The organism is Variovorax sp. Soil_C_17 (genome assembly GCF_057657265.1).
Map to the genome: position 1 here is coordinate 617441 of NZ_JBDGIT010000001.1, position 12792 is coordinate 630232.

Sequence of the window (12792 nt, forward strand, 5' to 3'; positions counted from 1 at the left end):
ACGCCTCGCAAGAGGAATCTGCCGATGCTCCTTTCCATGAGCTTAAGCAAGGGCGCTAGGGCACCATCACCGCATCGACGCGCCATAGTTGAAGTCGCCCCTGCCGCGCATATGCCCGAACTGCTGCAAAGCCAACCACGGATGGTTCGCCTAGTGCAAGGGCTCGCACAACGCTTTCGGAGATCGCGCAGCAACATGCCAAGTACTTGAAAAGGAGACCGACACGTGACCCGTGAACAGACGAAGAAGGATCTAATGGCATACCTCAAGACCGACAAGGTCTCAGTGGTCGCCCTTAAAGGCCTTTGGGGGACGGGAAAAACGCATCTATGGGACGAACTAAAGACTGAACTAGGCCCGAACGCAGAAGGCAGTCCACTTTACGCATCCTGCTTTGGCCTCGCTTCGATCGAGCAGGTGAAGTTGGCGCTCGTCCAAAACAAACTCGGAGGGACGGAGGGCGTTGCCTCTCGGGTTCACAGGAATGCGGCCCAGATCTGGGGGTCTATCAAGGAGATGACAAGAAAAGTCGGTACGCCTTGGCTAGCCGATGCCATGGGCATCGCAGGTAGTCTAGGCGGGCTGGTGCAGTCCGCCGTGATCGACGGTGTCTTGCGCAATAGGCTGGTAGTGCTGGATGACATCGAGCGAAGCTCGCCAACGCTTAACGTCGATACCCTTATGGGTTTTATCGACTATCTCAAGCGAAACCATTGCCAAGTGCTTGTCATCCTCAACGAAGAGCCGTTGCTCGCGAATACTAGCGGCGCGATAGATTGGCTCAGTTTGAAGGAAAAGTGCGTCGACAGAGAGATCTCGCTACTGATAACTCCAGACGAAGCCGCTGCAGTGGCTCTCTCGGCTGACATTCCCTATCGCGAGAGTGCGCTGCGGGCGGTCCGGAGTTTGGGCGTCACGAACATACGAGTTGTCCAACGAATAGATCGTGTGCTTTGCACACTGTTTGCGCGCCAACCCGCTTTGGACCATGACGTCTCCGGCACATTGGTACCGGCAGCAGTCATGCTCACCGCTCTGAACTTCAGCGCAGCGCCTGGAGCGCCAGACTTCAGCACGCTGCTGGACGAGTGGATGGACTGGTGCCGAGAGCCTCGTTATGCGCGCAGCGAGGAGCTGAGTCCGGCCGTCAGCTTTGCCGCGACGCACAGCCTCACTAGAGATCTGGACTTCATCACTCTAGTTGCGCAACATCTCGTTACGGGCCATCGATTGGAGACCGAGTTCGACGCGCTTCTCGATGATCGCCAGGATCTTGCCGTTCAGAGCCATTTCGTTCAGGCGGCACGTCGATTTCTTGACGACGCTTACATGAACCCACAAATGTCGGATGATGACTTTGTAAAGCTCGCCCAGCGCCATCACGATCATTGGCACTTGCTATCGGCCGATCTGATCGACGGAATTGTGCAGGTGCTTTCTGAGTGCGGCGCCGGACCCCTCGCCAATGATCTCGCTGAACGCTGGGCCGCTTGGTGGGTCGCTCATCCGCGCGCATGGACCAGTTCACTGTACTCTCCGAAGAGGTTTCATCCGACGATCCAGGCAGCGATCGAGCAGTCGGATGCTCTCGCGGCACCTCGGCCCAGCTTGCTCGAATCGATTAACGCTGTCTCTGGAGAAGGATGGGGAGACGCGCACACGAGCACGATCAACGAAGCCGGCGTCACAGAGATTGTCGACGTTCTTCGCGGCCTAAACCGCGAAGGTTTCGCTCAGCTTCTCCGCTTTTACAGCAAGGAGATCCAAGCTCCTACTACATCCAATGGCGAGCCCTTCTTCAGCAAGGGCGTCGCTACTTTTCTCGAGGCGGCAAAGAAAGTCGTTGCAGATGAGTCCGGCACTCGCCTAGCGCAGTTGCTGCGCATGCACCTCGCTAAGCCCATCAAGGGGTGAACGGGTGAACGCGAGGCGGCGTCGGGTTAGATTTGATTGGAACGCTCGACCGCTGATTGCTGGCGGTGCAGGCCATCACCTGCATGAGACTGGCTCGATGGCACCCCGCCGATGAGCCCGGCGAGGACTGACCCGTTATGAAACAGCTAGGGCGCTTTGGCGTGCGCGATCAATTCTCTGAGGCGAATGCGCGCGGCATAGACACTGGCGGCGAGGAAGAACTGCCCCACTACGCTCAAGACGAACAAGAGCAGCCCAGCGCCGGTGCCAATGCCTGATTTCGCTGTCCAAGGAACTAGGGACGCAAGCGCAAAGACAAATGCATAGAACACTGCCACCCACACATGGGTTTTCAAACGCCAGTAGTCTCCCCATAGAGTAAGCAAGCGAACAGTGTCATTGTCCTCTTGAAGAAGACTACGACATTCATTAATCACCCACGTGGCGACGGCGACGGGAAGAAGCATCAGGTACTTGAGCACGTCCTGATCTAACTCCAGCAATTCAGCCATGGACTGGAGTTCTTTGGGAAATTTCACCCATGCAAGCCCGGCGATCGAAAGCAACAAGGTTTCTACATTGATGATAAGAACGCGAAGCAGATAAAAAAATCTCATCACTTAATGCTTCATGTCGCGCTCTTTGCTGATCCGTTCGAACTGACGGCGAGCAACTGCTGCCAACGCCTCAGCCTCCGGCTGCTTCGCGAACAGAAAACTCTTCTGCGATTCCGAGGTACGCACGACGACTTCATTACCATCTTCCGTCCCGATTGCTTTACCAGTACCGTATCCATCAGCAGCCATCAGTAGTGCGGCGTCTGCAATGGCTACCTCCTCATCTGGCTCATACTTTGGATCCTCAAGTATTCGCTGGATGAGCACGAGGACCTGTGTTGACAGTCCCTGAGGTTTTTCCGTTGATTCGCGAATCGACACTTCATCGGCCTGCCGCTTCTTGACGTACTTATCGAGGCTACCCCACAGTCGACCGAACAACGGGTTTGGGGGGTGAACCTTCGCGGACAGTTCAATGATGCGGTCCAGCGATTGAAGCTTCTCCAAGAATGCCCTGTAGTCGGCAACCGGTTCGACAGTGCAGTCCACGAAGAAGTTGTTGTAGGCCGCCTCGACGATAGCCTTGAATCTTCTTGGGAAAACATCCTCCTGGATGCCGTTCCAGACATGCAGGAACGCTAGGCCAGAAAAGTCGGGAAGATACACAAAGGGGGCACTTGCCTCTAGAAGATTTGGCGCTCTCGCCTGCAGCTGTCGCTTCGCTGGCTCATCCACAATCACGACCTTGCCTTGTCGTGAATACTTAGCAAGATTGCCGAAGACATACGGCTCGGTTGATGAGCGCTTGTCAATGACATCCGTGATTGTCCATTCGAACTGGCCGAGCGGGACTGTGGGCGCTTGAGCAATTGCGTCAAGCAGTTTTGCTTGGTCTAGTTCACCCAGCTTGATTACGCGCGCCAGAAAGTAGCGGCCTCTTCGCATTTGGCTTCTCCTCCATCCTCAGTTGTTTTTTGATTCGTTCCGGTGTACGAATGTATCCGACGACAGCTGCACTCGAAGGTGCGCAGAGATGGTTTCAATTCATCCGCGAGGCTGGATTGAGGCAAGTTGCTTCTAGAAGGGCCAAGTGGCACGTCCCATTGAGACGGCTGTCTACTGGGGGGCCCGAGCCTGCCGCCCGCTTGCACCTCCTATCTCGAAACCTTCACCCTCTCAAACTCAAACACCGCCGTCTTCCCCTTCGACGTAACTTCAAACCGAATCAAATCCTGCCCCTTCGGATACGGATCACAGCACCCCTTCAACACCAGATCCCCCATCACCATCTGCAGCGGCTCGACCGTATTGGCTTGCAGAATCGACTGCGCCGCCTGCTCCTGGTTCTGCGCGTTGTACTCAAGCTGCTGAATACCCAGCCCCGTAGCGCCCCCCACAGCCGCGCCGGCCACGATGCCCGCCACCGGGTCATACACGCGCACGGTGCTCGTGCCCGCAAAGGTCCGGATGCCGCGCGGCCCGGCGCTGTAGCCCGAGTAGTTCGATCGATAGGTCTGCCGCGACGCGCCATAAGCAGCAGCCCCGGCCGCGAGGCCACCGACGATCGCCAGGGCGATCTGCTTGGCCTGCTTCTCGCTCTGGATCTCGGCGATGCGCTCGGTGTACGTGTAGATCGGCACGGGCTCGCCGCGGAAGAAGGCCTTGACGTTGTCCGGCGTGAAGTTGATCGCCTCGCCCCCGTTGTTGGCGTAGCCGATGGTGAAGGTCGGCATGGTCGTACCCTGCGTGCGGAACGTCGGGTACATGAAGATCTCATGGCTCTCGTTCTTCTCGGCAACGGTGCCGACGCCCTGGGTGTACTTCAAAGTCTGAAGCGGCTCGTTCGCCTTGGGGGTGTACGCCACCATCGTGCTGCAGCCGCTCAAGGCGAGGGCGAGGGCGGTGATGGCGATGAGGGCCTTCGCGGGTCTGCTGCCGCGTGGCTGTTCTTTGTTCGAGGGCACGGGCCGGGGCTCCAGTTGTTCTTATTGAGGCCGCGATGTTGGCGGCCCCCGGCCATGGGGGCGAGGCAAAAAGTCTCGCTTGCCCCGGAAATCTCGCCCGTCCGACCTTCCGCCCGCGGCGGGTCTCGCCTGCCTACTGCCCGACGAATGCCAGGATTGCTCTGGGTTCTTCCTTGCCGAACACCTGCGCCCAGCCACCGCGCGTATCCATGTACTCGCGGATGCGCAGCACCTTGCCGTCGCGGACTTCATAGGCAAAGCAATAGTCGTTCGCGTACGGCCGGCCGTTCGGCAGGGTCGCCGACAGGCGATGCTCGGCAAACACGACAGGGCCTTCAGCAACCATCGCGCGGAACTCGTTCTTGGGGTCCAGGAACATGCGCGGGAAGTTGTGCGCCATGAACTGCACGATCAGTTGCTTGCCCAGCGTGTTCGATCCGCTCGGCGCCCCGGCGTCTTCCGGGTTTCCAAGGCCGAGCGCGACCTGCGTGGCATTGCCGGGTGGTGCAACCCACACGACGTCGTCATGCAGCAGATTGGCGATGCGCTCCGCGTCCCCCGAGCCGTAGGCGGCATAGAGCGCGATGACGGTTTCTTTTGGACTCACGATGCTTCCTCCGCGGGTTGAGTAGCTCGTGATCGTAGTCAGCCCAACGCAGGCACCTCGCCGAAAACGGACATGTCCATCGGCACCCGAACCGGCGCGTATTCAGCGGCACTTTGCTGCCGCTCCAGCTGCGGGCGCCGGCCCCGGCGCGGCGCTGGAGCGCGGCGGAGAGGCTGTGCGGCATAGTGCCGTGCATGAATGCCGAAAGCACTTCTTCCAAGCTCGAGCCCGGGCGGCGTCTGGACGAATCCCTGATCCGGTCGCTGAACGCCCTGTTGCTCGAGGCAAGCGTTTCGAAGGCTGCAGCGCGGCTGGGCATCGCGCAGTCGGCGCTGAGCCGGCATCTGAAGGCGCTGCGCGAGCTGATCGGCGACGAGTTACTGGTGCGAGTCGGCAATCGCATGGTGCTCACCGAGCGCGCCGAAGCGCTGGCCGCGCCAGTGCGGCGCATTCTTGCTGATCTCTCGGTGCTGACGGCCGGCGGGGCCGATTTCTCACCCGTCACGTCGCGTCAGAAGTTCCGGCTGGCCGCCTACGATTTCTTGCCCAAGCGCTTCTACGCCGATCTGGTTCGGCGCGTCACGAGCGCGTCGCCGGAGTCGGAGATCACCGTCCGGGGCCTGGGGGATCGGTTCGAGCACTACAAGCAGCTCGCCGAAGGCGACATCGACATGGCGATCACGGTATGGCCCGAGTTGCCGCCGCATCTTCGCGCCACGCACCTGCTGAGCGACGAGTTCGTCTGCGTGGTGCGCAAGGGCCATCCGCTGGCCAAGGGCGCCTTCACGCTGGAGACGTACTGCCGGGCGGGGCATCTTTCGTCGCTGGAGCAGGTGGCGGGGCAAGGCACGGTGATGGACGCGCTGCTGTCGACGCTCGGCGTGTCCGTTCACACGGCCGTGCGGACGCAGTTCCTGGGCCTGGCGCCCTCGATCCTCGCGAGCACCGACCTGGTCTTCTCGACCGGCCGACTCCTGGCCGAACAAATGGCGGCGGAGTATCCGCTGCGCGTTCTGCCCTTCCCGGCGGCCATCAAGCCGCTTCGATACAACCTCGTGTGGCACGAGCGAACGCACAAGCATCGGGCGCTGGCCTGGTTCCGAGCTGAGCTTGTCGAGGCGGCCCGCGCGCTGAAAGGGGGGTCCAGGGCGAACGGGCCATAACAGTCCGGCCATAACCCGCAGTACGCCGCCCGGTCTGGCGGAACGTCCCTTCGAAGCCTACTGTCGAGGCTTCACGGAATGAGACGAGCGACGAACATGACATGGACCCCTTCGCACGTGGCGCATCTGCCCAAGGTGGAACTGCATTGCCACGTGGCCGGAACCTTGCGCCCCACGACGCTGGCGGCGCTCGCCGGCAAGTATGGCCTGCAGCTGCCGAGGCCGGTGGACGCGCTGTACACCTATCGCGACTTCTACGACTTCCTCGAAGTGCTCCGGCTGATCGCCCTGGTGCTGCGCGATCGTGCGGACTTCGAACGGGTCGCCTATGAGGCCATCGAGGACGCGTTCACGACGAGCAATGTCCGGCACCTCGAAATGTCATTCAACCCGCAATACTTCATCCCTTCCGGTGCCAGTTATGAGACGCAGATGAAGGGGCTCGTGGCGGGCATCGAAGCCGCGGAGCGCGACTTTCCGGTGTCGGCACTGCTGCTTGCCTCGCTGGACAGGGAGTGGGATGCGGCGAGCGCTTCGGAGATGATGGATCTGATCCTCGCGCATCGCCATGAGCGCGTCGTCGGGATCGGCCTCGACGGCCCGGAGCGTGCCGGTCCGCCGGCGAAGTTCGAGGGTGTCTATCGCCGCGCCACGCAGGCCGGCCTGAAGAAGACCGCGCACGTGTGCGAAGACAACCAGACGCTGGCCGAGGCGCCGCCTGCGCATTTCGACGCCTGCCTGGACCTGCTGCAGTGCGACCGGCTGGACCATGGCTACAACCTGATGGCCTGCGACACAGCCATCCAGCGCGCCAAGGACAGCGGGGTCTACTTTGCGGTGTGCGGCATCACCAGCGTTGCGGCCAACCGCGGCCGCCGCCTGGCCGCAATCGAGCGAATGGCGGCCGCCGGGCTGAAGACCACGCTGAACACCGACGACCCGGCGATGTTCCATACCGACATGGCGCACACCTACAACCATGTTCTCGAAGGCCTGGGCTGGGGATGGCGCGAAGCCAAGCAGTTCAGCCTGAGCGGCGTGGAGGCCTGCTGGCTGGATGCACAGGCCAAAGCCGACCTGCGCCGCGACTTCCAAAGCCAGATCGAGAAGCTCGAAGTTCAACTGGCCTAGATCCGATCGGCAAGACAGATCAACCACCGAGCGCCCATCATGAAACACCTTTCGACCCTGCCCCTGCGCACCCTGATGTTCGCCGCCTTCGCCGCCGGCACGATGGCTTGCAGTGCCACTGCCCATGCAGACGGCTGGCCGTCCAGGCCCATCACCATGATCGTTCCGTACTCGGCGGGCGGCAATGTCGACGTGATGGCGCGATGGGTCGCGCCCGAGCTGGCCAAGCGGCTGGGACAACCCGTGGTGATCGACAACGTGGTCGGCGCGGGCGGGGTGATCGGCACCGAGAAGGCGACACGCGCCAAGCCGGACGGCTACACGCTGCTGCTGTCGGTGGAGAGTTCCGTCGTGATCGCGAGGATGGTCACGCCGCTGACGGTGAAGTACAACGGCTTGAAGGACCTGGAGCCCGTGACACTGCTGGGCTCGCAGCCGCTGGTGCTGGTGGGCAAGCCCGAACTCGCAGCGCGCACCGCGGACGAGCTCTTTGCCGACATCAAGGGCTCACCCGGCAAGTACAGCTATGCCACATCGGGCGTCGGCACCTCGCTGCACCTCGGAGGGGAGCTTCTGAAGCAGCAGGGCGGGGTATCGATGGTGCATGTTCCCTACAAGGTTGGACCGCAGATCGTGACCGACCTTGCCGGCAACCAGATCGACCTGGCCGTGCTGCCGCTGTCGATGGTGATGCAGCAGGCGCAGGCCGGGAAGATCAAGGCTTACGGCCTCATGGCCGAGAACGCGTCCGCCGTCATGCCCGGCGTTCCGCCGCTCGCGCGGGTGCCGGCCTGGAAGGGCGCGAACGTTTCGGTGTGGCAGGGCATCTTCGCGCCGGCAGGGACCGAGAAGGCGATCATTTCCCGGCTGAACCAAGAGCTGGCCGAAGTCCTGCGTTCGCCCGACATGCAGAAGAAGTTCGACGAGGCGGGGGTCACGATGCTGGGGTGGGGGCCGAAGGAGTTCGGGGCGTTCCTCAAGACCGAGGAGGCCAAGTTCTCCGGGATCGTGACGCGGGGGCAGATCCGGGCGGACTGAGTGCGGTGTCAGCGTCCGCCGGACAAGGCCCTTTGTCGTGCGCCTCGATCTTGAAGAAACGCGACACCAGCGCCACACCAATCGCAGCTCAAGCGCCTTCGACGATGCGCAGATCCCGCTCGGCCCCGTCCCCCAGCGCAACCAGCGCGGCCTGGTAGTCGGGGCTGTCATGCGTGGTGGTGGCCTGCTCGACGCTGTCGAACTCGATCAAGACGGTGCGCTCGGACAAGCCGAACTCGTAGACCTTGGCCGGCACGCCGCGCGCCAGAAAGCGCCCGCCGCCGGCCGTGATGGCGGGGCCGGCCAGCTTGGCGTACGCCGCAAGTTTGTCGGCATCCTTGACGGCTCGGTATGCGCTGACCCAATAGGCTTTGGCCATGGTGATTTCTTTCCTTGTTGCTGTGTGGTCGATCGCCTCAGCGCACGCGATGGCGCTCGATGGCGCCCGGTGGCTCTGGCGCGCTCGATGATATTTGAGGCGCCAACGGCGTCGTGCGCCTCATCGGTGCCCGGATGAGGCGCCGCCCTCATTCGCCGAGCGTGTCGCCATCCTTGCGGATCGATTCGCGGTCGCGGTGCTTGTCGTGGCGGCCCAGGGCGCTGTCCAGCGCGCGCTTGAGCTTGTCGGCCGCGCCGCGGAAGGCCTCGTCGAGGCTGGGCGCATGCTGCGTCACGGTCACCGGCTGGCGGCCCGCCACGCGCGCTTCCATCGCGCAGCGCTTGTCGCCGCCGCCGCGCTTGTCGTGGTTCTCGTCGCTCAGGTGGACCTCGACGCGCGTCACGTCTGCAGAAAAACGGTCAAGCGCCTGCCTGATCTCCTCGTTGGCCCAGCGTTCGAGGGCATCCTTGTTCTCGACGCCGTTGCCGGTGTTCACTTGAATCTGCATGGGGTCTACCTCTGGTTCGTTTGAACTCGCTGCGTGCCCAGTCTTTCCAGCACGCCCTTCGCTTCGCGCAGCTCGCTGAAGCCGAAGCCTTCAGTAAACCACGCATGGAGCGGCTGCAGCACCTGCCGCGCCTCGGTGCCTTTGCCCTGGCGCTGCCAGAGCACCGCCAGGTCGCGCGCCGCGCGCAAGGCAAAGAGCTTGAGGCCGCGCGCCTCGGCAATGGCGATGGCCTCGCGGTACCTTGGCTCGGCGCCGGCTTCGTCGCCATCGCCCTCCAGCAGGCGGCCGGCGAGGCGCAACAGCTCGCTTTCGTAAAAGCGCTCGTCGGTCTCGGCCTGGACGGCCTGCGCTTCGGCGAGGTAGCGCCTGGCCTCGTCGCTTCTGCCGGCCCGCAGCAGCGCATCGGCCGCCTGCGCGCCGTACTGCGAACACTGCTGCTTGCCGCCGGCAGACACCCAGAGCTCGTAGCCCTTGCGCAGAAGGGCCATGCCGGGCTCGACATCGCCCAGCGCGATGCGGGCCCGGCCCGGGAACATCCAGGCGTTGGCCATCCGCGTCTGGATGCCGAAGCGCTCCGACAGCGCCAGCATCTGCTGTGCTTCCGCAACCGCCTGGGCATGCTCGCCCTTCGACAGCAGGACCCTGATCCACGCCTGCTTGGCCATGGCGATGGTGGGCGGGTGGGCCCTGGCTTCGGCAATGCGCACGGCCTCGGCCGCGAGGGCCTCGGCCTGCGCCAGGTAGCCCTGCATGCCACGCACGCGCATGCTGATGGCGCGGATCATGATGGCCGGGTCGGCGCCCGCGACGGGGTGCTCGTGCGTGAGCTGCACGCTGTCGTCCAACAGCCTCGCGTCTTCCAGGTGCTGCCATGCCTCGGGGATCTCGCCGCGCAGGTAGTGGGCGGCGCCCAGGACGATCGAGACGTTGATGCGCCAGCGCGGCGCCAGCGCCGCGAGCTGCGCCGGCTCGATGCCGTGGATGCCGGCGATCAGCTCGCCGTTGCGCCCGGCGGAGTTCATCGACGGCGCGGAGCCGACCCAGGCGCTCACGTAGTCCTCGACACGCCCGAGCTCGCGCGCCAGCTCGCGGGCCTTGGCGTAGCTCTGGTCGGTGGCGCCGGAGCCGTAGCCCTCCGAGACGGTCAGCGCATTGCCGAGCTTCAGGTGCAGGGCCAGCTCGAGCTCGCTGCGCGAGGGGCCGGCGGGCAGGCGCGCGACGAGGGCGACCGCGGCCTTGTAGTGGATGCTGGCCTCGCGGCTGGCACAGCGTTGTTGCGCGAGGTCGCCGGCGGCCGTCCAGTAGCGCAGGGCTTCGCTCACGTGGCCGGCTTCCTGGTGGTGCTGGGCCAGCAGCTCGGGGTGGATGGCGACGGTCTGCGGCTCGTTGCGCTCCAGCGCATGCGCGATCTGCGCATGCCGCAGCGCGCGTTGGCTGCGGACCATGCTGTTGTAGGCGGTGTCGCGGATCAGCGCATGCTTGAAGGCATAGCCCGCCTCGGCCGGCGTGCCGCGGCGGAACACCAGCTCGGCGCGCAGCAGCTCGTCGAGCGCCTGTTCGAGCTGCGCGGCGAGGATCTGCATGACCTGGGCGAGCAGGGCGTGGCTGAATTCGCGGCCGATGGCGGCGGCCACCTGGGCGATCTCCTTGGCGGGTGCGAGCCGGTCGAGGCGCGCCATCAGCGAATCCTGCAGGGTCGAGGGGATGGCGAGCGTCTGCAGGGGGCCGTGCAGCCGGTAGCCGGCCGGCGTGTCCTCGACGAGCGCGGACGCCAGCACGGTCTTGGTCAGCTCCTCGACGAAGAGCGGCACGCCGTCGGTCTTGCGGATGATCTCGTCGACCAGCTCGGCGGGCAGCGGCTTGCCGCCGGTGACGCTGCCGATGAGCGCGGCCGACTGGCGGTGGCTCAGGCGGTTCATCGTGAGCCGGGTGGAGTTGACGGGGTTGCCCCAGGAGGGCAGGTACTGCGGGCGGCAGGTCAGCAGCATCAGCACGCGGGCGTCGCGCAGGCCGTCGACGGCCAGGCCGACCCACTCGTCGGTGGTGGGGTCGATCCAGTGCGCGTCTTCGATGAGCACGAGCAGCGGCGCGCGCAGCGAGAGGCCGCGCACGACGTCGATGGCGGCCTGCAAGGTGGCGGCCTTCTGCTGCTGCTGCGTCTGGCCGGCCGGGGCGGGGCGGCCGCCGTCGGGCAGCGTCATCAGCCGGAGCAGGCAGCCCAGGGCTTCGGGCGCGAGCGCCACGCCGTGCTCGGCCAGGTACTGCTCGAAGCGCGCGGCGCGCGGGTCGGGCGCATCGGCCGGCGCCAGGTTCGCGGCGATCTCGATGCAGCGCACCAGCGGATAGAGGGCGCTGTTGCTGTGGGAGGGCGAGCATTGCAGCACGAGGGTCTCGCTGCCCTCGGCGGCGGTGCGTTCGCGCAGGGCCTGGGTGATGCGCGACTTGCCGATGCCCGGCTCGCCGGAGAGCAGCACGATCTGGCCCTCGCCCTCGCAGGCGGTGTTCCAGCGTTCGAGCAGCAGGGCCAGCTCGCTGTCGCGCCCGACCAGCTGCGACAGCTGCTGCGTGTGGATGGCCTCGAAGCGGCTGGCGGTGCGGCGCTCGCGCAGCACCTGCCAGGCCGGCACCGGCGCTTCGAAGCCCTTGAGCGCGAGCGCGCCGAGGGGCTCGAGCTCGAACTCTTCGCCGACGAGCTGGCGCGTGCGGTCGGCGATGACGATGCAGTCGGGCGCGGCCTGGGTCTGCAGGCGGGCGGCCAGGCTGGGGGTTTCGCCGCTGGCGCTGAGCTCGGCCGCCGGCGTGCCGGAGCCGATCTGGCCGACGACGACGAGGCCGGTCGCGATGCCGATGCGGGTGTGCAGGGTGTGCTGGCCGTGGGTCGCGAGCCGGCCGATGGCGGCGATGACTTCCAGCGCGGCATGGATGGCGCGCGCTGCGTCGTCCTCGTTGGCGTGCGGGTAGCCGAAGTAGACGAGCACGCCGTCGCCGAGCAGCTGCGCGACGTAGCCGTCGTGCGCCGCCACGGCGGCCGTCACCGCGGCGTGGTAGTCGCCGATCACGGCGCGCAGGTCCTCGGGGTCGAGCAGGGCGGCGAGTTCGGTGGAGCCGACCAGGTCGCAGAACATCACGGTGAGCTGCCGCCGCTCGGCGACTTGCGCTGCTGCGGACACGCTGGGGGCGGGTGGGGCGACGGGGCTGCCGGCGGGGGCTTCCTGATGGCCCTGCGCGATCAGGTGCAGGATGCGCTTGCGATCGCCCAGCGCCGTGATGCCGATCTCCTTGAGGTCCGCGTCGGTGAGCTCAGGCAGCACGTCCAGTTCGATGCGCTGCGCCTCGAACATCGGGGCATAGCGCTCCATGCCGATCTCGGCAAGCCACTGGAGCATGGTCTTCATCATTCGCTACCTGTCGACGGTCGTTCGATGGGTGCGTACGGCGACGAGGCTCGTCACGCACGCATCGTCCGGTGGGTTGTCGCGTTGGGGAAGCGGTTGGGAGGATACGCCTTCGGGGAGGGCTGTGGGGCAGTGA

The 12792-nt window shown here is 64.7% G+C and carries 11 protein-coding genes; 4 read left to right on the forward strand and 7 right to left on the reverse strand.

From position 1 onward, the window contains the following. Positions 1 to 225 precede the first annotated feature (225 nt). Positions 226 to 1914 carry a hypothetical protein gene (locus AC3A6Y_RS02890; RefSeq protein WP_487866721.1) on the forward strand — a complete coding sequence of 563 codons (1689 nt, stop codon included), beginning with the start codon at positions 226 to 228 and terminating at the stop codon, positions 1912 to 1914. 146 nt (positions 1915 to 2060) lie between these two features. Here AC3A6Y_RS02890 and AC3A6Y_RS02895 read toward each other — a convergent pair whose 3' ends face one another. The 4 genes from AC3A6Y_RS02895 to AC3A6Y_RS02910 all read right to left on the reverse strand — a co-directional run bounded on the left by AC3A6Y_RS02895 (position 2061) and on the right by AC3A6Y_RS02910 (position 5042). After that, on the reverse strand, positions 2061 to 2531 hold the full coding sequence (locus tag AC3A6Y_RS02895; RefSeq protein ID WP_487866722.1) for a hypothetical protein: 471 nt from the start codon (positions 2529 to 2531) through the stop codon (positions 2061 to 2063). A gap of 3 nt (positions 2532 to 2534) precedes the next feature. Beyond that, positions 2535 to 3416: a DUF4747 family protein gene (locus AC3A6Y_RS02900; RefSeq protein ID WP_487866723.1), complete on the reverse strand. Its 882-nt coding sequence runs from the start codon at positions 3414 to 3416 to the stop codon at positions 2535 to 2537. 209 nt (positions 3417 to 3625) lie between these two features. Beyond that, complete coding sequence (locus tag AC3A6Y_RS02905; RefSeq protein ID WP_487866724.1) at positions 3626 to 4435, reverse strand: hypothetical protein; 810 nt, start codon at positions 4433 to 4435, stop codon at positions 3626 to 3628. A 133-nt stretch (positions 4436 to 4568) separates the two neighbouring features. After that, positions 4569 to 5042, reverse strand: a complete 474-nt coding sequence (locus tag AC3A6Y_RS02910) for a nuclear transport factor 2 family protein (RefSeq protein WP_487866725.1) — start codon at positions 5040 to 5042, stop codon at positions 4569 to 4571. Positions 5043 to 5155: 113 nt separating this feature from the next. On the opposite strand from AC3A6Y_RS02910, the gene AC3A6Y_RS02915 reads away from it, so the two are divergent. The 3 genes from AC3A6Y_RS02915 (at position 5156) to AC3A6Y_RS02925 (ending at position 8374) form a co-directional block, all read left to right on the forward strand. Continuing rightward, positions 5156 to 6205 (forward strand): LysR family transcriptional regulator, encoded by a 1050-nt coding sequence (locus AC3A6Y_RS02915; protein WP_487866726.1) that lies wholly within the window; start codon positions 5156 to 5158, stop codon positions 6203 to 6205. A gap of 96 nt (positions 6206 to 6301) precedes the next feature. Continuing rightward, positions 6302 to 7336 carry an adenosine deaminase gene (add, locus tag AC3A6Y_RS02920; protein WP_487866727.1) on the forward strand — a complete coding sequence of 345 codons (1035 nt, stop codon included), beginning with the start codon at positions 6302 to 6304 and terminating at the stop codon, positions 7334 to 7336. Between the two features lie 39 nt (positions 7337 to 7375). Beyond that, positions 7376 to 8374 carry a Bug family tripartite tricarboxylate transporter substrate binding protein gene (locus AC3A6Y_RS02925; protein ID WP_487866728.1) on the forward strand — a complete coding sequence of 333 codons (999 nt, stop codon included), beginning with the start codon at positions 7376 to 7378 and terminating at the stop codon, positions 8372 to 8374. 88 nt (positions 8375 to 8462) lie between these two features. Here the strand turns inward: AC3A6Y_RS02925 and AC3A6Y_RS02930 are convergent, their stop codons facing one another. The 3 genes from AC3A6Y_RS02930 to AC3A6Y_RS02940 form a co-directional block, all read right to left on the reverse strand. Further along, positions 8463 to 8753, reverse strand: coding sequence for a DUF1330 domain-containing protein (locus AC3A6Y_RS02930; protein ID WP_487866729.1), 291 nt, complete (start codon positions 8751 to 8753; stop codon positions 8463 to 8465). Between the two features lie 148 nt (positions 8754 to 8901). Then, the gene (locus AC3A6Y_RS02935; RefSeq protein ID WP_487866730.1) at positions 8902 to 9261 is read right to left on the reverse strand and encodes an HPF/RaiA family ribosome-associated protein; all 360 of its coding nucleotides are present in this window, start codon (positions 9259 to 9261) and stop codon (positions 8902 to 8904) included. Between the two features lie 5 nt (positions 9262 to 9266). Further along, positions 9267 to 12656, reverse strand: a complete 3390-nt coding sequence (locus AC3A6Y_RS02940; RefSeq protein WP_487866731.1) for an ATP-binding protein — start codon at positions 12654 to 12656, stop codon at positions 9267 to 9269. Positions 12657 to 12792: the final 136 nt, after the last annotated feature.

Bases quoted from the DNA above. Each gene is read 5' to 3' on its own strand.
- AC3A6Y_RS02925 (WP_487866728.1), top strand. From the start codon at position 7,376: ATGAAACACCTTTCGACCCTGCCCCTGCGCACCCTGATGTTCGCCGCC.
- add (WP_487866727.1), top strand. From the start codon at position 6,302: ATGACATGGACCCCTTCGCACGTGGCGCATCTGCCCAAGGTGGAACTG.
- AC3A6Y_RS02895 (WP_487866722.1), bottom strand. From the start codon at position 2,531: ATGAGATTTTTTTATCTGCTTCGCGTTCTTATCATCAATGTAGAAACC.
- AC3A6Y_RS02900 (WP_487866723.1), bottom strand. From the start codon at position 3,416: ATGCGAAGAGGCCGCTACTTTCTGGCGCGCGTAATCAAGCTGGGTGAA.
- AC3A6Y_RS02940 (WP_487866731.1), bottom strand. From the start codon at position 12,656: ATGAAGACCATGCTCCAGTGGCTTGCCGAGATCGGCATGGAGCGCTAT.
- AC3A6Y_RS02935 (WP_487866730.1), bottom strand. From the start codon at position 9,261: ATGCAGATTCAAGTGAACACCGGCAACGGCGTCGAGAACAAGGATGCC.
- AC3A6Y_RS02930 (WP_487866729.1), bottom strand. From the start codon at position 8,753: ATGGCCAAAGCCTATTGGGTCAGCGCATACCGAGCCGTCAAGGATGCC.